The following is a 22,685-nucleotide window of genomic DNA, read 5'->3' as shown; positions in this document are numbered from 1 at the left end:
ACGCCGTAGGGAAAGCATCCATGTTGACGCTGCCCAACATCCTGACGCTGTCCCGCATCCTGGGTGTGCCGTTGCTGGTGGCGCTGCTGTGGTGGCCGGGCTGGGAAGCGGGCTATGTCGCCGCGTTCCTGTTATACTGTGTGATCGGGGCGACGGATTATCTGGACGGATATCTGGCGCGGGCACAGGGCACGGTATCGAAACTGGGCATTTTCCTGGATCCGATCGCCGACAAGATCATGGTGGCCGCCGTGCTGCTGATGCTGTGTGCCAAGGGGGTCATCGACGGGGTGCACATCATCCCCGCGCTGATCATCCTGGTGCGCGAGATTACCGTTTCGGGCCTGCGCGAATTTCTGGGCGGGTTGCAGGTATCGGTGCCGGTTTCCAAATTGGCCAAGTGGAAAACGGCGCTGCAGCTGATCGCGCTGGGTGCGCTGATCCTCAGCGATATCGTGTGGCTGGCCGACTGGATCGGTCTGCCGACCCTGTGGATTGCGGCGTTGCTGACGCTGGTGACGGGGTGGGATTATCTGCGCGTCGGATTGACGCACATGGATAGCTGAACGGCATGACCCGCACGGTTACCCTGCTGTATTTCGCCTGGGTGCGCGAGGCGATCGGCAGGGGTGAGGAGGCGGTGACCCTCCCCGATGACATTGTCACCGTAGAGGCGCTGGCGGCATGGCTTGCCGGGCGCAGCGCAGGACACCGCACCGCCTTTGCCGAGCCCACGCGACTGCGCGCGGCGATCGATCAGCAGTTCGTGCCGTTCGACGCGGCGATCGGTGCGGCGCGGGAAATCGCGTTCTTTCCCCCGGTGACCGGCGGATGATCGAGGCGCGGATCGAGCAGACGCCCATCGATCTGGCCGCGATGCTGAACCGCGCGGCGGCGCTGGAAGGGGTTGGCGCCGTGGCCACGTTCACCGGGCTGGTCCGTGCCGATGACGGCGTGACCGAGCTGATGCTGGAACATTATCCCGGCATGACCGAGCGGGCGTTGCATGGACTGTGCGTGGATGCGGCGGCCCGCTGGCGGCTGACCGGCGCGCTGCTGGTCCATCGTGTGGGCGCGATGTACCCGGGCGATGCGGTGGTCATGGTGGTGACGGCTGCCCCGCATCGGGCCGATGCGCTTGCCGCCTGTGCGTTTCTGATCGACCGGTTGAAGACGGATGCCCCGTTCTGGAAACGGGAGACGCGCGGCGAAGACGTCCGCTGGGTCGCGGCGCGGGACAGCGACCACGAAGCGGCGGACCGCTGGCGTTGGGGACCGGCGCACAAAGCCGAGCCGACACCCCGTCCGGTTGGCGCCAACCAGAAATAGCAACGGCCGACGCACGAGGCGCCGGCCGCAGCCATTCAGTCAAGGTCGGATCAGCGGGTTGCGCCGTCCTGAGCCGGGGCGGTGGCGTCCGCCGCCTCGGTCGACGGCTGAGCCGCCGGGGCCTGTGCCGCCTGCGCTTCCTGCTTCGGGATCAGCACGCCGTTGACGACATGGACGACGCCATTGGCCTGCTTCACGTCATACTGGGTGACGTAGCTTTTGTTGCCGTTCGCATCCGTCAGGATGATGGCGTTGTTTTCGAGCGTCGCGGTCAGCGGCTGGCCGGCAACGGTGGTCAGCGTGACGCTGCCGTTATTGGCCTTCAGCTGCTCGACCAGCTTGGCCGAATCGAGTTCACCAGCGACAACGTGATAGGTCAGCAGACCGGACAGTGTTGCCTTGTTCTCCGGCTTCAGCAGCGTGTCGACCGTGCCGGGGGCAAGGCGGCCAAAGGCTTCGTTGGTCGGCGCGAACACCGTGAACGGGCCAGGGCCCTTCAGCGTATCGGCCAGACCGGCGGCTTGCACTGCCGTTACCAGCGTGCTCAGCGTCGGCGTGGCGACAGCCGCATCGACGATCGTACCGCCGGGCGCCGCAGCGTCCGCCGTGGCCGGAGCCGCGGGCTGGGCCGTCTGCGTCGTCGTGTCGGCCGGAGCCGTGGTGGTGGTGGCCGGATCGGCCGTGGTGGTGGGGGCAGGTGCCTCGGTCTGGGCAGGGGCCTGCGGTTCGGCCTGCTGCGCATTGGCAGCGGCGGCGGTCAGGGCAAAGGCGCTGACGGCAGCCAGCTTGGCGATGACAGAAAGACTACGCATGGAACTCTCCAAATCGGTTGTCCGAAATTCTGGGCGCATCGCTGCGCCGGATAACATTACGCTTGAGCATCCAATCGGGTTCCAAGTCACCATCGGACGATCATTTGGCGCAGTTCGGGGGACTCATTGCAGGATCAGCGTTGGGCGTCGCTCAAAACCTTGGCAAGCAACCGGAAATCGCGTTCACGCGGGCTCGCCTTTCTCCAGACCAATGCGACGTTCCGTACTGCTTTGTCGGTGAGCAGAGGGCGCGCGACAATGCGCGTATGCGTCAATATCCCGGCATCAATGGCCATTTCCGGCAGCATGGTGACGCCAAGCCCGTTGTCCACCATCTGGACGATGGTGTGGAGTGAGGTGCCAAGCATCGTCGCTTGGCCGCGCAATTCGGGATTGTTGCACGCCGACAGGGCATGATCCTTAAGGCAGTGCCCGTCCTCCAGCAGCAGCAGCCGGGTTTCGTCGATATCGTCGGACAGCACCGGGCCGGGCGGCGGCGCATGATCATCGCCGGGATAGGCAACGAACAGCCGGTCATCGAACAGGGGTTCGATTTCGACATCGCCGCAGGCATAGGGCAGGGCGAGCAGCACGCAATCGGTGCGCCCGTGATGCAGCCCCTCGCACGCGGCCGCGCTCGGCTCCTCGCGGAGATAGAGTTTGAGGTCGGGATAATCGGTGCGCAGCCGGGGCAGGATGCGCGGCAGCATGAATGGCGCGATGGTGGGAATGACGCTCATCCGCATTTCGCCCGACAGCGGCTGACCGGCGGCCCGCGCCATGTCGGCCAGCTCGTCCGCCTCACGCAGCACAACGCGCGCCTTTGCCACGATCCCTTCGCCCAGCGGGGTGAAGCGAACGACGCGCCGCGTCCGTTCCACCAGCACCACGCCGATCAGCGTTTCAAGCTCGCGGATGCCGGCCGAAAGCGTGGATTGCGTGACGAAACAGCTTTCCGCGGCCCGCCCGAAATGGCCGGTATCGCGAAGGGCGACGAGATATTGCAGTTGTTTCAGTGTCGGCAGATAGGTCGCGGCCATTGATCGTCCCAACCGATGATTTTGGACGATATAAGTGAGCAAGGCGATAATTAAACCCCTTCCCGGCCCGGCCAGGAAGGGGTTTTCAAAATCGTTGCGGATCCGTCGTTCCGGATCAGGCCGCCTGAGCCTCTATGACCTCTGCGGGCAGGCGGATCAGATAGTCGAACGCGGCGAGACCCGCGGTCGATCCGGCGCCCACGGCAACCACGATCTGCTTGTACGGCACCGTCGTGCAGTCGCCTGCGGCAAAGATGCCCGGCTGGCTGGTTGCGCCGTGCGCGTCGATCTCGATCTCGCCGCGCGGGGTCAGCGCCACACTGTCCTTCAGCCATTCGGTATTGGGCACCAGGCCGATCTGGACGAAGATCCCTTCCAGCTCGATATCATGCTCCTCGCCCGAATTGCGATCCTTGTAGGTCAGACCTGTGACTTTGTCGGTGCCATTGACGCGGGTCGTCATCGCCGAGGTGATGACCTTGACGTTCGACAGGCTGCCCAGCTTGCGCTGAAGCACCGCGTCGGCGCGGAGCTGGCTGTCATATTCGATCAGCGTGACATGAGCGACGATGCCGGCCAGGTCGATTGCAGCCTCGACGCCCGAATTGCCGCCGCCGATGACCGCCACGCGCTTGCCCTTGAACAGCGGGCCGTCGCAGTGCGGGCAATAGGCCACGCCCTTGTTCTTGAACTCTTCCTCGCCCGGAACGCCCATCTGGCGCCAGCGTGCGCCGGTGGACAGGATCACCGTCTTTGCGCGCAGGCGGCCGCCATTGGCCAGCACGACCTCGTGCAGGCCGCCTTCGCGTGCTGCGGGGATCAGCTTGTCCGCGCGCTGAAGGTTCACCACGTCCACGTCGTTTTCGCGGACCTGTGCCTCCATCTGCGCGGCGAGCTTCGGGCCCTCGGTATAGGAAACCGAGATGAAATTCTCGATCCCCATGGTGTCGAGCACCTGACCGCCGAACCGTTCGGCTGCAACGCCGACCCGCAGCCCCTTGCGCGCGGTATAGATGGCCGATGCCGCGCCCGCAGGACCGCCGCCGACGATCAGCACGTCGAACGCGTCCTTGGCATTCAGCTTTTCCGCCGCCTTGGCCTCTGCGCCGGTGTCGAGCTTGGCAACGATCTGCTCCAGCTCCATCCGGCCGGATCCGAACTGCTGACCGTTCAGGAACACCATCGGCACCGCCAGCACCTGACGCGCATCGACCTCTTCCTTGAACAGCGCGCCGTCGATGGCGACATGGCTGATCCGGGGGTTGAGCACTGCCATCAGATTGAGCGCCTGCACTACATCAGGGCAATTCTGGCAGGACAGCGAGAAATAGGTTTCGAAGTGAAGCTCGCCCTCCAGGCCCTTCACCGCTTCGATCACGTCCTGCGCCGCCTTTGACGGGTGGCCGCCGACCTGAAGCAGCGCCAGCACCAGCGAGGTGAACTCATGCCCCATCGGGATGCCGGCAAAGCGGACGCCGATGTCGGTGCCGACGCGCCGGATCATGAAGCTGGGCTTGCGCTTGTCGTCATCCTTGCGGACGACAGAGATCTTGCCGGACAGGCCGGCGATTTCGTTCAGCAGCCCTTCCAGCTCAAGCGATTTCGCATCCTCGCCAAGGCTGGCGACGAGTTCGATCGGTTCGCGGATATGGACCAGATAGCCTTCAAGCTGCTGTTTCAGATGCGCGTCGAGCATGAAACACTCCTGTTGATCAAAAAACGAACGGCCCGGAGCGAAGGGAGAGGAGGATCGCTCCGGGCCGCGTTACGCCCGCCAGGGGGAGGGGGGAGATGGCGGGCGCTATTCAAACATGGCCCTGAATTCGGCCTTAGATCTTGCCGACCAGGTCCAGCGACGGAGCCAGGGTCTTTTCACCCTCTTCCCACTTGGCCGGGCAGACTTCGCCGGGGTGCGCCGCAACATACTGCGCCGCCTTGATCTTGCGCAGCAGCTCCTGCGCATTGCGGCCGACGCCTTCGCTGGTGATTTCAACGAGCTGGATCACGCCTTCCGGATCGACGACGAAGGTGCCGCGATCGGCAAGGCCGCTGTCGCGCAGCACGTCGAAATTCTTGGCCAGCACATGGTTCTGGTCGCCCAGCATGTAATAGGTGATCTTGCTGATCGCCGGCGAGGTTTCATGCCATGCCTTGTGGCTGAAATGCGTGTCGGTCGACACCGAATACACCTCGACGCCCATCTTCTGCAGCGTCGGATAAACGTCCGCCAGATCTTCCAGTTCGGTCGGGCAGACGAAGGTGAAGTCGGCCGGATAGAAGAAGAAAACGGCCCACTTGCCGCGGACATCGGCGTCGGTCACATCGACGAACTTGCCTTCCTTGAACGCGGTGGCGGTGAACGGCTTCAGCTGGCTGCCAATAAGGGCCATGGAAATCCTCCTGTTGATGAACGGGTGTTGCATTGCGGCATATAGGTATTGTGCAGTGCCGTTCAAACCGGAATGATCGTTCCCCCTGATCGCCTGTATCGATCAAAGCGGCCGCCCACAATCGAACGGCTTCATGTCATTGCCGTACCGACTTTGCCGGTTCGCACACTGACCGGTGCGGGGATTCAGGTCACCGCGCGATAGATGCTGTAGGCGCTGGTCAGGGTCAGGACGGTGCCGACCAGGCCGAGCAGCAGGCGCGGCTGGATCCGCTTGACCAGCAATGCACCGAACGGCGCAGCGACGACGCCGCCGATCAGCAGGCCGATGGTCGCCTGGGTAAACGCCTCGAACCCCAGATGAGCGATGAAGGTGATCGACACGGCCGTCGTCAGGAAAAACTCGGCGCTGTTGACGGTGCCGATGGTCATGCGCGGATTGCTGCCCTGAATCAGCAGGTTCGAGGTTACGACCGGCCCCCAGCCGCCGCCACCCGCCGCATCAAGGAACCCGCCGATCAGACCCAGCGGCGCGATCAGCTTGGGCTCTTTCGACTTGGGCGGGATGCCGAAGGCGCGGAAGATCAGGTAAATACCGATCACCGAGAGATAGGCCATCACGAACGGCCGGGCGCCTTCCCCCATCTCAGACAACAGATACGCGCCAGCGACCCCGCCGATGACACCGGGGATGACCAGCCGGGCGAACAGTTTCCAGTCGATGTTGCGGTGAAAGAAATGGCTGATGCCGGACGCTGCCGTCGTGAACATTTCCACCAGATGCACGCCGGCAGAGGCGCGCGCGGGCGCCACGCCCATCACGCTGACCATCAGCGTCGATGAAATGACGCCAAACGCCATGCCCAGTGCGCCATCGATGATCTGCGCTGCAAAGCCGATCGCGATGAACGGCAGCACCCCAGCAAGATCGAACCCGAAAATCTCCACGCGCGGACCTTATGCTGCCCCAGACTTTGGCCCGTACAATGACGGCTTTTTCATATTCGACAAGAATGATCGGGTTTCCATCGGCAAGGCTGAACTATCCCCCCGCCGGTGCAGCGTCGCCGTCCCACTGGAAATTGCGGGGTTTTCCCCCTAAATAGCTGGCTTGCAACAAGGGGACGGGCCGATGATCCGGCGCCTGGGACAATATCTGGATTCGATCAAGGCGCGCGATCCGGCTCCGCGGTCGCGGGCAGAGATCCTGCTGTACCCCGGCGTCTGGGCGCTGGGGTTCCACCGGATTGCGCATCGCCTGTTCCGGATGCGCCTGTTTTTCCTGGCCCGGGCCGTCAATCACGTGTCCCGGTTCCTGACCGCGATCGATATTCATCCCGGCGCGACGATCGGCCATCACTTCTTCATCGACCATGGCTTTACCGTGATCGGCGAAACAGCGGTGATTGGCGACAATGTAACCATCTATCAGTGCGTGACGCTGGGCGGGACCAGCCCGGACAATGGCGTTGCCGGCAAACGGCATCCGACGTTGCTGGACGGTGCGATCATCGGTTCCGGTGCGCAGGTGCTGGGGCCGATCACGGTCGGGCGCGGTGCGCGCATCGGGGCCAATGCCGTGGTGACCAAGGATGTGCCGGACGGGGCGACGATGGTCGGTATTCCCGCCAAGCCCGTGCTGATGGATGCATCCAGTTACCAGTCGGGGCAGGGGTTCATGCCCTATGGCACGCCGTGCCGCGAGATGTTCGATCCCCAGACGCAGAAGCTGGAAATCCTGCGCTGCGAGCTTGAGGCGATGCGTCGGCGCGTGGACGAACTGATGGCCGAACGCGATGCCGTGGAGCGCCGCGACCGCGCCTGATGGGAACCGTCACGCCGTTTCCCGCCCTTGGCGGGCCGCGCCCCGGACAAGTGGGCTTTGACCGGGCGGAACTGGGCCGGATCCTCGACCTGTATGGTCGGATGGTCGCCGCGGGCCACTGGCGCGATTATGCCATCCGGCTGGAAAGGGACGTGGCGATGTTCGCCGCGTTTCGCCGGACGGCGGAAAACCCCGAATTGCGGATCGAAAAGCGTCCGGCACTGCGCAACCGGCAGGGTATGTGGGCGCTGATCGGGGAACAGGGCGTCGTGCTGAAGCGCGGGCACGAACTGGCGCTGGTCTTGGCCCCGGTCGAACGCCGCCTGATGAAGCTGGTCGAGAATTAGGCGGGTCGGCGGCTTCAGCCGAGCTGGCTGAAGATCAGCCCGGCCTGCTCGCCGCCCGACTGGGGCACGATTTCGCCCGTGCGGTCGGTGATCGTCGCCCAATGTTCTGCCACGCCCTCTGGCGACAGAGCATCGCCGGTCAGGTGGACGCCGCGGGTCAGCGTGACATAGCTGGCCTGGAATACGCCCGCGCCCGCCCCGACGATCGCGTTGGTCGGCGCATCCTCGCTGACCAGATAGAGCGCGGCCGGCACCACGGCCTCTGGCGCAAAGGCGTGAAAGGCGGCTTCGGGAAAAATGTCCTCTGTCATCCGCGTGCCGGCGACGGGGGCCAGCGTATTGACGCGGACATTGTATTTCGCGCCCTCCAGATACAGCGTCTTGGTCAGCCCCGCGAGGCCCAGCTTGGCCGCGCCGTAATTGGCCTGGCCGAAATTGCCGAACAGACCGGTCGAGCTGGCGGTCATCAGGATGCGGCCATATCCCTGATCGCGCATCCGGTCCCACACCGCCTTGGTCGCATTGGCCGACCCGATCAGGTGGACGCGCACCACGAACTCGAAATCCTCCGGGCTCATCTTGGCAAAGCTGCGGTCGCGCAGCACGCCGGCGTTGTTGATCAGAATGTGGACGCCGCCCCAGCGATCTGCGGCGCGGGCGACCATCGCCTCCATCTGGGCGAAATCGGTGACGTTGCCGCCATCGGCCATCGCCTCGCCGCCCAGCGCCTCGATCTCCGCCACTACGCGATCGGCGGCATCGGATCGTCCGGTGCCGTCGCGCGCGCCGCCCAGATCGTTGACCACGACCCGCGCCCCGCGACGGGCCAGTTCCAGCGCATAGGCGCGGCCAAGCCCGCCGCCAGCGCCAGTGACGATCGCCACGCGCCCATCGAACCGGATCGCCATTTCATCCACTCCCGAATAACCTTGGACGGACTGGTGCAGGCTCAACCGGCCAGCGTCAACGGTGGCACGCGGGCGCTGCGATCAGTTCCCCGAATCCAGCGCATAACCGGCGGAGCGGACCGTGCGGATGATGTCCGGCCGGTCGCCCTGATTGATTGCTTTGCGCAGGCGGCGGATATGGACGTCGACGGTGCGGCTTTCGATGTCGCTGTCATGGCCCCAGACCGCATCGAGCAGCCGTTCGCGGCTGAACACCCAGCCGGGATGTTCCAGGAAATGCTTGAGCAGGCGGAACTCCGTGGGACCCAGCGGCACCACTTCGCCGCCCCGCCGCACCTTGTGGCCGACCGTATCCATTTCGATATCGGCATAGACCAGCTGTTCGCCGGCCAGCGCCGGGCGCACGCGGCGCAGCACCGCGCCGACCCGCGCAACCAGCTCGCGCGGGGAAAAGGGCTTGGTGACGTAATCGTCCGCCCCGGTTTCCAGGCCGCGCACCCGATCCTCTTCTTCGCCGCGCGCGGTCAGCATGATGATCGGGACATTGGCCGTCTCGCTCATCCGGCGCAGGCGGCGGCACACCTCGATCCCCGACAGCCCCTCGACCATCCAGTCGAGCAGCACGATGTCGGGCGATGCCTCCTTGGCCAGCAACAGCGCCTCTTCGCCGTCGGGTGTGTGCTTGACCTCGAAATCCTCGCGCTTGAAATGATAGATGAGCAGTTCGGCCAGTGCCGGATCGTCCTCGACCAGCAGCATCGTTGCGCGTGACATGGGTTCAGCTCCCGATGACGGGAACAGGGTCGCCCTGATCCCGGTCGCTCATGTGGTGGCCGGTCGCGGTGTAATAGACCATTTCCGCGACATTGGTGGCATGATCGCCCACCCGCTCCAGATTCTTGGCGATGAACAGAAGGTGCGCGGCCTGACCGATGATCGACGGGTTTTCGACCATGAAGGTGACCAGCGTGCGAAAGATCGAATTGTAGAAATCGTCGACCGCATTGTCGCGTTCGCACACCCGGACCGCCGTTTCGGGGTCGCGCGCGGCAAAGGCGTCGAGCACGTCATGCAGCATGTCCGTCGCCATGGTCGCCATGGCGGGCAGCAGCGACAGCGGCGCCATGTCGCCGCCATCCTTGATGACGGCCACGCGCTTCGCGATGTTCTTGGCATAATCGCCGACGCGCTCCAGCACGCTGGCGATCTTGAGCGCGCTGACCACTTCGCGCAGGTCGTCCGCCATCGGCGCGCGCAGGGCGATCAGCCGGACGGCCAGCCGCTCGATCTCGAACTCCAGCGCGTCGATCGCCTTGTCGCCCTCGATGATCTCGGCCGCCGCCTTCAGGTCGTGCCGCTTCAGCGCGGTCATCGCCGCCTCGATCGCGCTTTCGGCCATCCCGCCCATCTGCGCGATCAGGCCGCGCAGTTCGCCGATGTCCTCATCGAACGCCTTGACCGTATGTTCGCTCATGCCGCCTGAAACTCCCGAACTCAGCCGTAGCGGCCGGTGATGTAATCCTTGGTCCGCTCCTGGCGGGGATTGGTGAAGATGTCCGACGTCACGCCATATTCGACCAGGTTGCCCAGATGGAAAAAGGCCGTGCGCTGCGACACGCGGGCCGCCTGCTGCATGTTGTGGGTGACGATCACGATGGCGTAACGGCCGCGCAGTTCGTGGATCAGCTCCTCGATCTTGGCGGTTGCGATGGGGTCCAGAGCCGAACACGGCTCGTCCATCAGGATGACTTCCGGGTCGACGGCGATGGCGCGCGCAATGCACAGCCGCTGCTGCTGGCCGCCGGACATGGCAGTGCCGCTGTCGTTCAGTCGGTCCTTCACCTCATCCCACAGGCCCGCGCGACGCAGCGACTGTTCGACGATGTCGGCAAGGTCGGACTTGCTGGTCGCCAGCCCGTGGATCTTCGGCCCATAGGCGACATTTTCAAAGATCGATTTGGGGAAGGGATTGGGTTTCTGAAACACCATGCCCACCCGCGCGCGCAGCTGAACCACGTCCATCGACGAGGCATAGATATCCTCTCCGTCCAGCGTGATGTCGCCGGTGACGCGGGCATTGGCGACGGTGTCGTTCATCCGGTTCAGCGTGCGCAGGAACGTGGACTTGCCACAGCCCGACGGGCCGATGAACGCGGTCACATTGTCCATGTCGATGTCGATCGACACGCCCTTGATCGCGTGCGTCGTCCCGTAATGCACATGGACGTCGCGCGCCGCCATCTTGATCGGCGCAGTGGCCGGCGCGATCGCCGGGTTGATGAGGGTGTCGGTCATTACCAGCGGGTCTCGAACCTGTTGCGAAGATAGATGGCAAGCGCGTTCATGGCGAGCAGGAACACCAGCAGCACGATGATCGCCGCGCTCGTCTTTTCAATAAAGCCGCGGCTGACCTGATCGGACCACAGAAAGATCTGGACCGGCAATACGGTGGCCGGATCGGCCATCCCCTCCGGCGCGCTGACGATGAACGCGCGCATCCCGATCATCAGCAGCGGGGCGGTTTCGCCCAGGGCGCGGGCCATGCCGATGATCGTCCCGGTCAGGATGCCGGGCAGTGCCAGCGGGATGACGTGGTGGAACACCACCTGCACGCGCGATGCGCCGATGCCGAGCGCGGCGTCGCGGATCGACGGGGGCACCGCCTTGATCGCGTTGCGGCCCGCAATGACGATGACCGGCATGATCATCAGCGCCAGCGTCAGGCCGCCGACGATCGGCGCGGATCGCGGCAGGTTCAGCGTGTTCAGGAACACCGCCAGCCCCAGCAGGCCAAAGATGATCGATGGCACCGCCGCCAGATTGTTGATCGACACCTCGATCAGGTCGGTCCAGCGATTGCGGGGGGCATATTCCTCAAGATACACGGCCGAGAACACGCCGATGGGAAAGGCGAGCGCCAGCGTCACCAGCATCGTCAGGAACGATCCCTTGAGCGCGCCCCAGATGCCGACCGCGCTGGGATCGGTGGAATCCGATGCGGTCAGGAACTGCCAGTTGAAGCCGGAATTGAGCGCGCCGGCCGCATTCAGGCGCTGAACGATCGCCTCTGCCTCCGGCGTGCCGTCGCCCTTGACCGCTTCCTCGATTTCGCTGGAGACCGGCACGTCGATTTTAGCCGACCGGTTGATCAGCGCCGGATCGGCCTTGATCGCGTCACGCACGGCCAGCCAGCTATATTCGGACACCACCGGCACGGGGGTTTCCCCGAATGCCGCAAGCGCCGCCGCCTCCACGGTATCGGCCAGCCCGGCACTGGCCAGCGCCAGATCGGCACCTGGCGAATTGAGCTGTTCCGGCGTCACTTCCAGCGCCGCCGCCTTCAGATTGAGCGGCAGCGCCACTTCGGTCCGGTTGAAGCCGCCAAGGCCGCTGGACAGCATGGAAAAGAGCAGGAAGGCAAGGAACCCGGCCGACACCGCAACCGCGCCCAGACCGAGCAGGCGGAACCGCCGTTCGGCGCGATAGCGCGCACCGATGCGGCGGCGCATCGCATCGGAGCGCCAGTCGGTCTGCGACCGTTCCATGGACGCGGGCTTATTCATAAGCTTCCCGATATTTCTTCACCACGCGCAGCGCGACGATGTTGAGAAGGAAGGTGACAAGGAACAGCGTCAGGCCAAGGGCAAAGGCGGCCAGCGTCTTGGGGCTGTCAAACTCCGCCTCGCCCGTCAGCAGGTCGACGATCTGCTTGGTCACCGTGGTGGCGCTGTCGAACGGGTTCAGCGTGATGTTGGCCGCGCCGCTGGCCGCCATCACCACGATCATCGTCTCGCCGATCGCGCGGCTGACGGCGAGCAGCATGCCGGCAACGACGCCGGGCAGCGCGGCGGGCAGCAGCACGCGGCGGATCGTCTCGCTGGTCGTCGCACCCATTGCCAGCGATCCGTCGCGCATGGCGCGCGGTACGGCGGCAATGCTGTCATCCGCCATGGACGACACGAACGGGATGATCATGATCCCCATCACCAGGCCCGCTGCCAGCGCGCTTTCGCTGCTGGCATAGGTGAAGCCCAGCGTGACGGCCAGGTCGCGGATCGCCGGGCCGACGGTCAATGCCGCGAAATAGCCGTAAACCACCGTCGGCACGCCGGCCAGGATTTCCAGGATCGGCTTCATCCACTTGCGGACGGCAGGCGCGGCATATTGGGTGAGGTAGATCGCGCTCATCAGGCCGAACGGGATGGCGACGATCATCGCGATCACCGCACCGATGAAAAAGGTGCCCCAGAACAGCGGCACCGCGCCCAACGTCTCGCCGGGGTTGGTCGCGCTGATCACCTGCGGGTTCCAGCGGGTGCCGAACAGGAAATCGGTGACCGGCACGATCGCAAAGAAGCGCGCGCTTTCGAACAGAAGCGACAGGAAGATGCCAAGCGTGGTCAGGATCGCGATCAGCGACGCGATCAGCAGCACCATCATCACCACCCGTTCGACCATGGTGCGTGCACGCAGGTCCGCCCGGATGCGGGTATAGGCATAGGCGCCGCCGGCAAAGGCGAGCAGCAGCGCGATGGCCGTGCCGATCCAGCCATAGCGGTCGGCGGCGGCGGCATAGATGGGGGCCAGCGTTTCGGCCAGCGGGTTGAACGCGCCATAGGCATTGCCGGTCGCCAGCGCGCGCGCCTCTGCCAGGATGGAGGCGCGTTCGAACCCTTGCGTCGGCAGCGCGGCGGCGGCGGGATGCGCGGTGACCGTATCGGCGACCAGCGCGGGCATGATCGCGGCCCAGATCCCCAGAAAGGCGAGGGCGGGCAGCGCGACCCAGATCGCGACATACCAGCCATGCTGAGCCGGAAGCGAATGGGGGCGACGGCCATTTGCGCCCTCCAGCCCGGCGGCGCGGGCACGCGCGACCAGCCAGCCGATCAGCGCCAGGCCAAGGACCAGAAAGAACAGGACGACAGGGTTCACTTCAGCCCCTCCGGCGTCAGGACCGTCTGTTCGGCGACGGCGCGGGCGGCGGCGGCACGCACCGGGGCGGGCGACGCAATCATCCCCTTTCGCACCAGCGGGCCATCGGCTTCCCACGACTGGACATAGGTGGCCAGGAATTCGGCCATGCCGGGAACGGCGCGCATATGCTGTTTCTTCACATAGATGAACAAGGGCCGCGCCCCCGGATATTTGGCGTTGGCGACCGTTTCATAGGTCGGAACGATGCCGTCGATCGGCACGCCGCGCACCCGCGTCAGGTTTGCCTCCAGAAAGCTGTAGCCGAAAATGCCGATGGCGTTGGGATCGGCGGCCAGTTTCTGGACGATGAGGTTATCGTTTTCGCCCGAATCGATATAGGCGCCATCGTCGCGGATGCGGACACAGGCGTTCTTGAACGCATCCTTGTCCGGGCTTTTCTTGAGCTTTTCCATGTCGGGAAAGGCAGCGACGCAGCCCGGCTCCATCATCAGCTCGTTGAACGAATCGCGCGTGCCGCTGGTCGTCGGCGGGCCGAGCACCTTGATCGGAATGCGCGGCAGGGAAGGATCGACGTCCGACCAGAACCGGTGCGGGTTGGGCTTGCCGCCGATCTTTGCGGCGAGCGCCGAATAAAGCTGGCCGCGGGTCAGCGTCATGCGCGGGCCATTGACCGATTCGGCGATGGCCAGGCCGTCCGCGCCGACCTGAACCTCGATCATGTCGCGCACGCCGTTGCCGACGCACTGCTCGAACTCGCTTTTCTTGATCCGGCGCGATGCGTTCTGGATGTCGGGATATTGCGATCCGACGCCGGCGCAGAACAGGTTGAAGCCGGCACCCGTGCCCGTCGATTCGATCACCGGCGCACGGCGGCCGGGATCGGCGTTGACGAATCGCTCCGCAACGGCCGTCGTGAACGGATAGACGGTGGACGAACCCACCACCTTGATCTGTTCGCGCGCACTCGGCCCGCCACAGGCGGTCGTCATCAACGCGAGGATCGCAACCAGCACCGGCCGGCCGAGCATAGAAATCTCCATCAGCGGTGCGGAATTGGCCCCCTGTCCCGGCCCCGCTAGCACCTTACCCGGCTGCCTGTGTTGCAATCCTGTTACGGATTGATGACATCGCCCCCGATCGGCAGCAGGATCGTGACCGTGGTGCCGACGCCGACCTGGCTGGCGATGTCCATCCGGCCACGGTGCCGCTCGACGATATGCTTGACGATGGCGAGGCCGAGGCCCGTGCCGCCCATGGCCCGGCTGCGGCCGGAATCCACGCGATAGAAGCGTTCGGTCAGCCGCGGCAGATGTTCCGGCGCCACCCCTTCGCCCCGGTCGCGCACCGACAGTTCGGCCATCGTCCCGCTGCTTTTCAGGGTCAGCAGGACCGGGGTTTCGGGCCGGCCATATTTCATCGCATTGCCGACGATGTTGTACAGAACCTGGCTCAACTGGGCGCGGTCGCCGCGCACGGGCGGGACATCGGCCAGCTGAAGCTGAATGTCCGCGGCGCGGGGATCGTGAGTCGAACGGATCGATGCCACCACCTCGCCCGCCAGTTCGGCCAGATCGACCTGCTGGTCCGGCTCGCGATATTTTTCCGCCTCGATCCGGCTGAGGCTCATCAGATCGTCGATCAGCCGCTGCATCCGCACCGCTTCGGTGTGCATCACCTTCAAAAACCGCGCGCGCGTTTCGGGATCGTCGCCCGCCTCGTCGCCCAGCGTTTCGATAAAGCCCAGGATCGATGCCAGCGGCGTGCGCAGTTCGTGGCTGGCATTGGCGACGAAATCGACGCGCACCCGTTCCGTCGCATAGCTGCTGGTCCGGTCGATCAGGTGGACGATGCGCTGGCCCGATGACAGCATCCGCGTGCGCAATTCCCATCGCTGGTCGCGGGTGCCAAGGCCGACCAGATGCACGGGCGCGCCGCCCGCGGGGTCGCTGCGCGCCAGCAATCGTTCGGCGGCGGCGGGATGCCGGATGGCGATACGGGCATCCTGCCCCAGGATATGCGTGCCGAGCAGCGCGCGGGCGGCGCTGTTGGCATGGACCACCCGGTTGTCGGCGATCAGCAGGATGGGTTCGGCAATCGCTTCCGACAATTCGCCCATGCCGGTCGTCTGCGGCGCGGATTTCAGCGCCTCTGCCTTGGCCCGGCGTTTCAGGCCGTCGCCCATGCCGTGCGCGATCAGCACGGCGGCGATGCCGGAAATGGCGGAAATGACCAGGATGTTGATGTCCGCCCCAAGCGCGGCAATGCCCAGCGCGCCGATCAGGATCAGCACAATGGCGACGGCGAGGCGGGAGGCGAGGGCGGCGCTCATCACCCACGCCCTATCGCGCGGCGCTGGCCCCGACAATGGCCCGCAACAGGACATTTCGGTCCGCGCGGGCCGGGATTTACCCTCTTTTACCATTGCACAACCCGCTGTGTGGCAGGACAAGCGCATGATGGATCATGCCGACCTGCCCGAAGCCCAGCCGCCCGCGACCCCGGGCAAGGATGGCGCGCGCACCAGCCGCCGGGCATTGATGCTGGGCGCGGTCGGCGCATCGGCGGTGGTTTCCATCCGGCCTGCGCTGGCGCAGACCACGGCTTCCATCTCGACGTGCGAGATTCCAGTGCCCGATCCCGGCCGCGCGGGCCAGTATATCGCGGCGGATGGCAAGGTTGTCCCGCCCGGCACCCAGGGCGCGTTCGCCCCGCCGGGCCGCGCGTTCAAGGGCGAGGAAGTGAAGCGCGCACTGAACGGCAGCACGCTGCCGGGCACCAGCTATGAGCAGAGCCGCGCCTACACCAACTATATCCGGCGCCTGCAACAGGGGACGAGCGGCTTTACCTGCTACGCCTCTTTACAGATGCCGCGCGGCTGATCGCTTAATTCCCCCCTAACCGCTTTGACGGTAGGGCAATGGCGTGACCCGATATCGTGCCGCCCCCCCTGAAACGCTGCTGACCGTGCCGCTGGATGCGCTGACCGCGATCCATGACCGTCGATCCGGGCAGACGCATCTGGTGGCGGCGCCGGTTCCCGAACTGCTTGAGGCGCTGGGCGATGGCGCGCTGGATGCGGCCGCATTGCTGGCCCGGCTGGCCGAGCAGTTCGACCTGGTCGACGGCGATGCGGCGGCGCTGGCCGAGCGGCTGGAGGAGCTGACTGCGACGGGGCTGGTGGAGCGGCTGTGAGGCACGTCTTTCACGTCCGTGTCGGCCCGGTCGGCTTTCGCGTCGGTTCCGACTGGCGGCTGCCCGTGGCGCAGCTGGCGGAATGTTATCGCGACTATCCCCGGCCCGAAAACGGCATCCCGGATTTCACGGTCCGGCTGTTCGCCGCGCGGCCGTGGCGGCGGGTGTTCCGTCCATCGGTGATGATCGGCGGCGATTACACCATTCCCGATGCTGCGCCCTTGCCGCTGTCGCTGGGGTTGCTGGCGGCCGAAATGGGCATGAACCTGCAAATGGCGCTGGCGCAGCGGCGTTATCTGTTGCTCCACGCCTCGACCGTGGAGCGGGACGGGCGCTGCGTAATGATGACCGGGGTGTCGGGATCGGGCAAGTCCACGCTGTCGGCGCTGCTGATGGCGCGCGGATGGCGACTGATGGGGGATGAGTTCGCGCTGCTCGACCCCGAAACCGGCATGGTCCACGCCTTTCCCCGCCTGATCAGCCTGAAGAACCAGTCCGTGGCGGTGATGCAGGCCGCGCTGCCCGATGGCCGGTTCGGCCCGCCCCAGCCCGCCACGCCAAAGGGCGATATCCGCCACCTGATCCCCGATGCCGCTGCCATCGCGGCGATGGACCGGCCGGCGCGACCCGCGCTGATCCTGTTTCCCACCTTTGGCCATGCTGCCGACGAGCGGCCGGTCGAGCCGAGCGAGGTGTTCGTCCGGCTGACCCAGGCGTCGACCAATTATGTCGCGCTTGGCGAACGGGGTTTTGCCGCGCTGACCCGTCTGGTGCGCACGGTGCCCGCCCGCGCGATCGATTATCCCGACACGGACACCGCGATGGCGATGGTCGAACGATTGTTCGGAGCGGCGGCGTGAGCGCCCGGCTGCTGATCCATGCGCTGCGCGATCCGGCCAGCACGGCATCGCTGGATGCAGCGGGCTGGACCGGCCTGATCGCGGCGGCGCGCGCGGAACAGATCGTCGGGACGCTGGCCCACCGCCTGAACGGCCTGTCCATGCCCGATGCCGCTGCGCGCATCCTGGCCGATGCCCGCGCCTCTGCCGAGCAGGGGCGGACGGCCGCGCTGTGGGAGGCGGAGATGGCGCGCCGCGTGCTCGCCCCGCTGGGCGTGCCGGTCGTGCTGCTGAAAGGGACGGCGTTCGTTGCCGCAGGGCTGTCCGCCGGGCTGGGGCGGTCGATCGGCGACCTGGATATCCTGGTTCCCCGGGACGCGCTGGATGCGGTGGAGGCGGCGCTGCTGGGGCCGGGCGGCTGGGAATGGGTCAAGCCCGATCCCTATGACGATGCCTATTATCGCCGCTGGATGCACGAATTGCCGCCGCTGATCCATCGGGAGCGAGACCGGATGATCGACGTCCACCACACCATCCTGCCGCTGACTGCGCGGGTGCAGCCCGATGCAGCGGCGCTGATCGCGGACCGCGTGGACCTGGGCGGCGGGCTGGCGGTGCTGAACCATGCCGACATGCTGTGCCATGCCGCCGCGCATCTGATCGCCGATGGCGACATGGCGGGGGGTGTGCGCAACCTGTGGGACATTCACTGCCTGTTGAGCGACGGGGGGCATGACGGCCTGCCCGATCGGGCGCGGCTGCATGGCCTGACCGGCGCGATGGCGCGGGCCTGCCGCCTGTCGGCGCGATTGTTCGGAACCGACATTCCGGCCGAATGGTCGGGCAGGCGATGGAGTGACGCCTGGTTCCACCGCCGGCTGACGGGCCGCGATGGCTGGGGAAGGCAGCAGCACAAGGGGACCGAGTTCGCCTTTTACCTGCGCGGTCATGCCTTGCGGATGCCGCCTGCCATGCTGGCCCGGCATCTGTGGACCAAGTGGCGGACGGGTTATCGCCCCGCCTGATCCGCCAGCGCGGCCGGCAGGTCGGCAAAATCACCGATCACCGCGTCCGCACCCAGATCGGCGGCAGGGACTGATGAAAATCCGAAATCGACCGCAATGACCGGAATGCCGGCCGCGCGCGCCGCGCCGACATCGAACTGCGAATCGCCGACAAAGGCCGCCGGGCCGCCGCCCAGCCGGTCGATCATCGCCAGAACGGGTGCCGGATCCGGCTTTGCCCGGCCTGGCCCCATGGTGTCGCCGCCGATCACCACCCTGAAATGGCGGGTCAGGCCAAGCTGATCGAGCAGGGCAACGGCCAGCGCCTCCGGCTTGTTGGTCACCACCGCCAGCTGCGTATCCCCTGCCGCCAATTCGGTCAGCACCGCCTCGACGCCGGGATAGGGGCGGGTATGGACGCTGAGATGCGCGCCATAATGGGCAAGCATCACCGCCCGCAGCGCCGGAAAATCGACGCCGTCCGCGCCTCCCGTCGCTACCAGCGCCTGTTCCAGCAGGCGCGTGACGCCCCCGCCGATCATCCGGGTGACGGCATCCAGCGTCAGCGCAGGCCGCCCGATCCCCGCCAGCGCGGCGTTGACGGCGATGGCGATATCCGTCCGGCTGTCGACCAATGTGCCGTCCAGATCAAAGCCGATAATCGAAAATGGATGCTTCATGGCCCGGCAAATGGCGGTCGCCTATGGTCATGGCAAGCCGGGCATGGCAGGGACGCGGCCGACAGCTGGAGGCCGCATGACGCAACCCATCGCCGCGATCATCCTTGCCGCGGGCAAGGGCACCCGCATGAAATCCGACACGCACAAGGTGCTGCACCCCGTCGCCGGGCGGCCGATGCTGCTGCATCTGCTGGCCAGCGTCGATGCGCTGTCGCCCGAACGCCGCGTGGTCGTGGTCGGGGCAGGGCGCGAGCAGGTGGAAACGGCCGTCGCGCCGCTGGGCGTGGGCATCGCGGTCCAGTCGGAACAGCTGGGCACTGGCCACGCCGTGGCGCAGGCCGAGCATGCGCTGGCCGGGTTCGATGGCACCGTCCTGATCCTTTATGGCGACGTGCCGCTGGTTTCTGCCGATACGATGCGCCGCATGGTCGACCGGCTGGGCGCGGCCGATGCGCCCGCGTGCGTCGTGCTGGGCTTTCGCCCCGTCGATCCGGCCGCTTATGGCCGGATCCTCGCCGATGGCGACCGCATCACGCGCATGGTGGAATATAAGGACGCCAGCGAAGCGGAGCGCGCCGTCACCCTGTGCAATTCCGGCCTGATAGCGGTGCGTTCAGCCGATCTGTTCGCGCTGCTGGCGCGGGTGGGCAATGATAATGCAGCCGGGGAATATTATCTGCCTGACATCGTCATGCTGGCCGCCGCCGACGGCCGGGCAAGCGCCGTCATCGAAACGGGCGAAGCAGAGGTGGCGGGCGTCAACAGCCGCGCCGAACTGGCCGGGGTCGAACTGGCGTGGCAGCAGCGCCGCCGGGCACAGGCGATGGCGGATGGGGCGACACTGATCGCGCCGGAGACCGTCTGGTTCGCCCATGACACGGTGCTTGGCCGCGATGTCGTGGTCGAGCCGAACGTGGTGTTCGGGCCCGGCGTCAGCGTGGGCGACCGCGTGACGATCCATGCCTTCAGCCATCTGGAGGGGGCAGTGCTGGAAGCGGGCGTGTCGATCGGCCCCTATGCCCGGCTGCGGCCCGGCGCGGTGCTGCGCGAAGGGGCCAGGATCGGCAATTTCGTTGAGGTAAAGGCCGCCGAAATCGGTGCGGGCGCAAAGGCCAATCACCTCAGCTATATCGGCGATGCCAGTGTCGGCGACGGCGCGAATATCGGTGCGGGCACGATCACCTGCAATTATGACGGGTATTTCAAATACCGGACCGTGATCGGCCCGCGCGCCTTTATCGGTTCGAACAGCGCGCTGATCGCGCCGGTCACCATCGGCGCGGATGCCATCGTCGGCGCCGGCAGTGCAGTGACCCGCGACGTGGCCGATGGCGAATTGCGGATCGTTCGCGCCGAACAGCTGGTGAAACCCGGCTGGGCCGACCGCTTTCACGATGCGATGAAGCGGAAAAAGGCCGACCGCGCAAAGGGATGATTTCTCCACCACCGCCGGTTAAAGGCGGTGCGATCCACCTATCCTGCCGGTGCAACCGATACCGGCAACCCAGTCACGAAGGCCAGTTGAACCATGTGCGGCATTGTTGGAATCGTCAGCAACACCGATGTTACCGACCGTCTGGTCGACGGGCTGAAGCGGCTGGAATATCGCGGCTATGACAGCGCCGGGGTTGCCACCATCCATGACGGCGCGATCGAACGCCGCCGGGCGGAGGGCAAGCTGGCCAATCTGGTGCGCGAGGTGCGCGACGAGCCGCTGCCCGGCACCATCGGCATCGCCCACACCCGATGGGCCACCCATGGCGCGCCGACCACGGCCAATGCCCATCCCCATTCGACGGGCGAAGTGGCGCTGGTCCACAACGGCATCATCGAAAATTACAAGCCGCTCCGCGATGAGCTGGTGGCCGCCGGGCGTCATTTCGACAGCCAGACCGACAGCGAAGTCGTCGCCCATCTGATCAGCGCGCAGGTGGAACAGGGCGTGGCCCCGCGCGATGCGGTGGCCGCGGTGCTGCCTCGCCTGCACGGCGCCTTCGCCCTGGCCATTCTGTTTCGCCAGCATCCCGATCTGCTGATCGGGGCGCGGCTCGGCTCGCCCCTGGTCGTCGGCTACGGCGATGGCGAGACGTTTCTGGGCTCCGACGCGCTGGCGCTCGCACCGCTGACCCAGCGGATCAGCTATCTTGAGGAGGGCGACTGGGTCGTCATCACCCGGGACGGCGCGGAAATCTTTGACCGCGACAACCGGCCGGTCGAGCGCGCCATCACGCTTTCCGGCGTGTCGGCGGCACAGGTGGAAAAGGGCAATCATCGCCACTTCATGCTCAAGGAAATCCATGAGCAGCCGATCGTGGTTGCCCAGACGCTGAAATCCTATCTGCGCCGGGAACAGGACCAGGTGTCGCTGCCGATCCCCGAGTTCGACCTCGGTGCCATCCGCCGCGTGACCATCGTTGCCTGCGGGACCAGCTTCTATGCCGGGATGGTCGCCAAATACTGGTTCGAACAATTCGCTCGCGTGCCCGTGGACCTCGATGTCGCGTCCGAGTTCCGCTACCGCGAGCCGGTGATGGAAGGGGGCGGCCTTGCCCTGTTCATCAGCCAGTCGGGCGAGACGGCCGACACGCTGGCTGCGCTGCGCCACGCCCGCGAGGAAGGGCAGAAGATCGCCGTTGTGGTCAATGTTCCGACCAGCACCATGGCGCGCGAGGCGGATCTGTTGCTGCCCACCCATGCCGGCCCGGAAATCGGCGTTGCCTCGACCAAGGCGTTTACGTGCCAGCTTGCAGTGCTTGCAGCGCTTGCTGCAAACCTTGCCCGTGCCAAGGGGCGGCTGGACCCGGATGCGGAGAAGGAGATCGTCCGTCATCTGGCCGAGGCGCCCGCGGCGCTGAACGCGGCACTGGCGCATGACGAGGCGATCCAGGGGATGGCGCATCTGATCGCCGGCGCGCGCGATGTCCTGTATCTGGGTCGCGGCACGGATTATCCGCTGGCTCTTGAGGGTGCGCTCAAGCTCAAGGAAATCAGCTATATCCATGCCGAGGGCTATGCTGCCGGCGAGATGAAGCATGGCCCGATCGCGCTGATCGACGATGCCGTTCCGGTCATCGTCATCGCGCCGTCCGGCCCGCTGTTCGAAAAGACCGTCAGCAATATGCAGGAGGTGCAGGCGCGGGGCGGCAAGGTTGTGCTGATTTCGGACGAGGCAGGGGTGGCCGCCGCTGGCGAGGGTTGCCTGGCCACGATCGCCATGCCGCGCGTGCATCCGTTGATCGCGCCGCTGGTCTATGCCGTGCCCGTGCAGCTGCTCGCCTATCATGTCGCCGTGGCAAAGGGCACCGACGTGGATCAGCCCCGCAACCTGGCGAAATCGGTGACCGTGGAATAACCGCCGTCCCGATTCGGGACTTGGCACATGTTC

The 22,685-nt window shown here is 65.8% G+C and carries 25 protein-coding genes; 11 read left to right on the top strand and 14 right to left on the bottom strand.

What is annotated here, in order from left to right:
- Positions 1-20 precede the first annotated feature (20 nt).
- From pgsA to ACNI3Q_RS14400, 3 genes are read left to right on the top strand one after another with little or no spacing between them, the layout of a single operon-like run.
- On the top strand, positions 21-566 hold the full coding sequence (pgsA, locus tag ACNI3Q_RS14410; RefSeq protein WP_260021353.1) for a CDP-diacylglycerol--glycerol-3-phosphate 3-phosphatidyltransferase: 546 nt from the start codon (positions 21-23) through the stop codon (positions 564-566).
- 5 nt (positions 567-571) lie between these two features.
- A complete protein-coding gene (gene moaD / locus ACNI3Q_RS14405; RefSeq protein ID WP_426277856.1) occupies positions 572-835 on the top strand; it encodes a molybdopterin converting factor subunit 1 in 264 nt (87 codons plus the stop codon).
- Entirely contained in the window at positions 832-1,329 is a 498-nt protein-coding gene (locus tag ACNI3Q_RS14400) for a molybdenum cofactor biosynthesis protein MoaE (RefSeq protein ID WP_426277854.1), read from the top strand. The genes moaD and ACNI3Q_RS14400 overlap by 4 nt, the downstream gene beginning before the upstream one ends.
- A 50-nt stretch (positions 1,330-1,379) precedes the next feature.
- On the opposite strand, the gene ACNI3Q_RS14395 is transcribed toward ACNI3Q_RS14400, so the two are convergent.
- From ACNI3Q_RS14395 to ACNI3Q_RS14375, 5 genes are all read right to left on the bottom strand, one after another.
- The gene (locus ACNI3Q_RS14395) at positions 1,380-2,141 is read right to left on the bottom strand and encodes a fasciclin domain-containing protein (protein WP_426277852.1); all 762 of its coding nucleotides are present in this window, start codon (positions 2,139-2,141) and stop codon (positions 1,380-1,382) included.
- 134 nt (positions 2,142-2,275) lie between these two features.
- Positions 2,276-3,181 carry a hydrogen peroxide-inducible genes activator gene (locus ACNI3Q_RS14390; protein ID WP_426277850.1) on the bottom strand — a complete coding sequence of 302 codons (906 nt, stop codon included), beginning with the start codon at positions 3,179-3,181 and terminating at the stop codon, positions 2,276-2,278.
- 115 nt (positions 3,182-3,296) lie between these two features.
- Complete coding sequence (gene ahpF, locus ACNI3Q_RS14385) at positions 3,297-4,877, bottom strand: alkyl hydroperoxide reductase subunit F (protein ID WP_426277848.1); 1,581 nt, start codon at positions 4,875-4,877, stop codon at positions 3,297-3,299.
- A 133-nt stretch (positions 4,878-5,010) separates the two neighbouring features.
- Complete coding sequence (gene ahpC / locus ACNI3Q_RS14380; protein WP_260021359.1) at positions 5,011-5,571, bottom strand: alkyl hydroperoxide reductase subunit C; 561 nt, start codon at positions 5,569-5,571, stop codon at positions 5,011-5,013.
- A gap of 185 nt (positions 5,572-5,756) precedes the next feature.
- Complete coding sequence (locus ACNI3Q_RS14375; RefSeq protein ID WP_426277846.1) at positions 5,757-6,518, bottom strand: sulfite exporter TauE/SafE family protein; 762 nt, start codon at positions 6,516-6,518, stop codon at positions 5,757-5,759.
- 184 nt (positions 6,519-6,702) lie between these two features.
- Here ACNI3Q_RS14375 and epsC point away from each other — a divergent pair, with 184 nt between their 5' ends.
- Both epsC and ACNI3Q_RS14365 read left to right on the top strand, forming a co-directional pair.
- Positions 6,703-7,395 (top strand): serine O-acetyltransferase EpsC, encoded by a 693-nt coding sequence (gene epsC, locus ACNI3Q_RS14370; protein ID WP_426277844.1) that lies wholly within the window; start codon positions 6,703-6,705, stop codon positions 7,393-7,395.
- The gene (locus ACNI3Q_RS14365) at positions 7,395-7,742 is read left to right on the top strand and encodes a DUF2794 domain-containing protein (RefSeq protein WP_426277842.1); all 348 of its coding nucleotides are present in this window, start codon (positions 7,395-7,397) and stop codon (positions 7,740-7,742) included. The genes epsC and ACNI3Q_RS14365 overlap by 1 nt, the downstream gene beginning before the upstream one ends.
- 14 nt (positions 7,743-7,756) lie before the next feature.
- On the opposite strand, the gene ACNI3Q_RS14360 is transcribed toward ACNI3Q_RS14365, so the two are convergent.
- The 8 genes from ACNI3Q_RS14360 to ACNI3Q_RS14325 all read right to left on the bottom strand — a co-directional run bounded on the left by ACNI3Q_RS14360 (position 7,757) and on the right by ACNI3Q_RS14325 (position 15,914).
- Positions 7,757-8,650, bottom strand: a complete 894-nt coding sequence (locus ACNI3Q_RS14360) for an SDR family NAD(P)-dependent oxidoreductase (protein WP_426277840.1) — start codon at positions 8,648-8,650, stop codon at positions 7,757-7,759.
- A gap of 81 nt (positions 8,651-8,731) precedes the next feature.
- Entirely contained in the window at positions 8,732-9,424 is a 693-nt protein-coding gene (phoB, locus tag ACNI3Q_RS14355) for a phosphate regulon transcriptional regulator PhoB (protein ID WP_260021367.1), read from the bottom strand.
- Positions 9,425-9,428: 4 nt separating this feature from the next.
- Complete coding sequence (gene phoU, locus ACNI3Q_RS14350; protein ID WP_426277838.1) at positions 9,429-10,124, bottom strand: phosphate signaling complex protein PhoU; 696 nt, start codon at positions 10,122-10,124, stop codon at positions 9,429-9,431.
- Between the two features lie 20 nt (positions 10,125-10,144).
- On the bottom strand, positions 10,145-10,945 hold the full coding sequence (gene pstB, locus ACNI3Q_RS14345) for a phosphate ABC transporter ATP-binding protein PstB (protein WP_426277836.1): 801 nt from the start codon (positions 10,943-10,945) through the stop codon (positions 10,145-10,147).
- On the bottom strand, positions 10,945-12,213 hold the full coding sequence (pstA, locus tag ACNI3Q_RS14340; protein ID WP_426277834.1) for a phosphate ABC transporter permease PstA: 1,269 nt from the start codon (positions 12,211-12,213) through the stop codon (positions 10,945-10,947). The genes pstB and pstA overlap by 1 nt, the downstream gene beginning before the upstream one ends.
- Positions 12,206-13,582, bottom strand: a complete 1,377-nt coding sequence (pstC, locus tag ACNI3Q_RS14335) for a phosphate ABC transporter permease subunit PstC (RefSeq protein ID WP_426277832.1) — start codon at positions 13,580-13,582, stop codon at positions 12,206-12,208. Before pstC ends, pstA begins: the two co-directional genes overlap by 8 nt.
- Positions 13,579-14,613 carry a substrate-binding domain-containing protein gene (locus tag ACNI3Q_RS14330; RefSeq protein WP_426277830.1) on the bottom strand — a complete coding sequence of 345 codons (1,035 nt, stop codon included), beginning with the start codon at positions 14,611-14,613 and terminating at the stop codon, positions 13,579-13,581. Before ACNI3Q_RS14330 ends, pstC begins: the two co-directional genes overlap by 4 nt.
- An 83-nt stretch (positions 14,614-14,696) precedes the next feature.
- A complete protein-coding gene (locus ACNI3Q_RS14325) occupies positions 14,697-15,914 on the bottom strand; it encodes a sensor histidine kinase (protein WP_426277828.1) in 1,218 nt (405 codons plus the stop codon).
- 127 nt (positions 15,915-16,041) lie between these two features.
- Between ACNI3Q_RS14325 and ACNI3Q_RS14320 the strand changes: the two genes are divergently transcribed.
- The 4 genes from ACNI3Q_RS14320 to ACNI3Q_RS14305 are packed head-to-tail and all read left to right on the top strand — an operon-like array spanning position 16,042 to position 18,641.
- The gene (locus tag ACNI3Q_RS14320; RefSeq protein ID WP_426277920.1) at positions 16,042-16,464 is read left to right on the top strand and encodes a hypothetical protein; all 423 of its coding nucleotides are present in this window, start codon (positions 16,042-16,044) and stop codon (positions 16,462-16,464) included.
- Positions 16,465-16,507: 43 nt separating this feature from the next.
- Positions 16,508-16,777, top strand: a complete 270-nt coding sequence (locus tag ACNI3Q_RS14315; RefSeq protein ID WP_426277826.1) for an HPr-rel-A system PqqD family peptide chaperone — start codon at positions 16,508-16,510, stop codon at positions 16,775-16,777.
- Positions 16,774-17,637, top strand: a complete 864-nt coding sequence (locus tag ACNI3Q_RS14310; protein ID WP_426277824.1) for an HprK-related kinase A — start codon at positions 16,774-16,776, stop codon at positions 17,635-17,637. The genes ACNI3Q_RS14315 and ACNI3Q_RS14310 overlap by 4 nt, the downstream gene beginning before the upstream one ends.
- Complete coding sequence (locus tag ACNI3Q_RS14305) at positions 17,634-18,641, top strand: nucleotidyltransferase domain-containing protein (RefSeq protein ID WP_426277822.1); 1,008 nt, start codon at positions 17,634-17,636, stop codon at positions 18,639-18,641. Before ACNI3Q_RS14310 ends, ACNI3Q_RS14305 begins: the two co-directional genes overlap by 4 nt.
- On the opposite strand, the gene gph is transcribed toward ACNI3Q_RS14305, so the two are convergent.
- Positions 18,626-19,300: a phosphoglycolate phosphatase gene (gene gph, locus ACNI3Q_RS14300; protein ID WP_426277820.1), complete on the bottom strand. Its 675-nt coding sequence runs from the start codon at positions 19,298-19,300 to the stop codon at positions 18,626-18,628. The genes ACNI3Q_RS14305 and gph overlap by 16 nt on opposite strands.
- Positions 19,301-19,376: 76 nt before the next feature.
- Between gph and glmU the strand changes: the two genes are divergently transcribed.
- Positions 19,377-20,735 carry a bifunctional UDP-N-acetylglucosamine diphosphorylase/glucosamine-1-phosphate N-acetyltransferase GlmU gene (glmU, locus tag ACNI3Q_RS14295; protein WP_426277918.1) on the top strand — a complete coding sequence of 453 codons (1,359 nt, stop codon included), beginning with the start codon at positions 19,377-19,379 and terminating at the stop codon, positions 20,733-20,735.
- A gap of 93 nt (positions 20,736-20,828) precedes the next feature.
- Positions 20,829-22,652 (top strand): glutamine--fructose-6-phosphate transaminase (isomerizing), encoded by a 1,824-nt coding sequence (gene glmS / locus ACNI3Q_RS14290; protein ID WP_426277818.1) that lies wholly within the window; start codon positions 20,829-20,831, stop codon positions 22,650-22,652.
- The last annotated feature ends 33 nt before the right edge of the window (positions 22,653-22,685 follow it).

The organism is Sphingomonas eleionomae (genome assembly GCF_049889035.1).
Classification (GTDB): domain Bacteria; phylum Pseudomonadota; class Alphaproteobacteria; order Sphingomonadales; family Sphingomonadaceae; genus Sphingomonas.
This window is presented reverse-complemented; position numbering and strand designations above follow the sequence as displayed.

What these genes read in the sequence shown, in the direction of transcription:
- pgsA (WP_260021353.1), top strand. Translation starts at nt 21, where the DNA reads ATGTTGACGCTGCCCAACATCCTGACGCTGTCCCGCATCCTGGGTGTG.
- moaD (WP_426277856.1), top strand. Translation starts at nt 572, where the DNA reads ATGACCCGCACGGTTACCCTGCTGTATTTCGCCTGGGTGCGCGAGGCG.
- ACNI3Q_RS14400 (WP_426277854.1), top strand. Translation starts at nt 832, where the DNA reads ATGATCGAGGCGCGGATCGAGCAGACGCCCATCGATCTGGCCGCGATG.
- ACNI3Q_RS14395 (WP_426277852.1), bottom strand. Translation starts at nt 2,141, where the DNA reads ATGCGTAGTCTTTCTGTCATCGCCAAGCTGGCTGCCGTCAGCGCCTTT.
- ACNI3Q_RS14390 (WP_426277850.1), bottom strand. Translation starts at nt 3,181, where the DNA reads ATGGCCGCGACCTATCTGCCGACACTGAAACAACTGCAATATCTCGTC.
- ahpF (WP_426277848.1), bottom strand. Translation starts at nt 4,877, where the DNA reads ATGCTCGACGCGCATCTGAAACAGCAGCTTGAAGGCTATCTGGTCCAT.
- ahpC (WP_260021359.1), bottom strand. Translation starts at nt 5,571, where the DNA reads ATGGCCCTTATTGGCAGCCAGCTGAAGCCGTTCACCGCCACCGCGTTC.
- epsC (WP_426277844.1), top strand. Translation starts at nt 6,703, where the DNA reads ATGATCCGGCGCCTGGGACAATATCTGGATTCGATCAAGGCGCGCGAT.
- ACNI3Q_RS14365 (WP_426277842.1), top strand. Translation starts at nt 7,395, where the DNA reads ATGGGAACCGTCACGCCGTTTCCCGCCCTTGGCGGGCCGCGCCCCGGA.
- ACNI3Q_RS14360 (WP_426277840.1), bottom strand. Translation starts at nt 8,650, where the DNA reads ATGGCGATCCGGTTCGATGGGCGCGTGGCGATCGTCACTGGCGCTGGC.
- phoB (WP_260021367.1), bottom strand. Translation starts at nt 9,424, where the DNA reads ATGTCACGCGCAACGATGCTGCTGGTCGAGGACGATCCGGCACTGGCC.
- phoU (WP_426277838.1), bottom strand. Translation starts at nt 10,124, where the DNA reads ATGAGCGAACATACGGTCAAGGCGTTCGATGAGGACATCGGCGAACTG.
- pstB (WP_426277836.1), bottom strand. Translation starts at nt 10,945, where the DNA reads ATGACCGACACCCTCATCAACCCGGCGATCGCGCCGGCCACTGCGCCG.
- pstA (WP_426277834.1), bottom strand. Translation starts at nt 12,213, where the DNA reads ATGAATAAGCCCGCGTCCATGGAACGGTCGCAGACCGACTGGCGCTCC.
- ACNI3Q_RS14330 (WP_426277830.1), bottom strand. Translation starts at nt 14,613, where the DNA reads ATGCTCGGCCGGCCGGTGCTGGTTGCGATCCTCGCGTTGATGACGACC.
- ACNI3Q_RS14325 (WP_426277828.1), bottom strand. Translation starts at nt 15,914, where the DNA reads ATGAGCGCCGCCCTCGCCTCCCGCCTCGCCGTCGCCATTGTGCTGATC.
- ACNI3Q_RS14320 (WP_426277920.1), top strand. Translation starts at nt 16,042, where the DNA reads ATGGATCATGCCGACCTGCCCGAAGCCCAGCCGCCCGCGACCCCGGGC.
- gph (WP_426277820.1), bottom strand. Translation starts at nt 19,300, where the DNA reads ATGAAGCATCCATTTTCGATTATCGGCTTTGATCTGGACGGCACATTG.
- glmU (WP_426277918.1), top strand. Translation starts at nt 19,377, where the DNA reads ATGACGCAACCCATCGCCGCGATCATCCTTGCCGCGGGCAAGGGCACC.
- glmS (WP_426277818.1), top strand. Translation starts at nt 20,829, where the DNA reads ATGTGCGGCATTGTTGGAATCGTCAGCAACACCGATGTTACCGACCGT.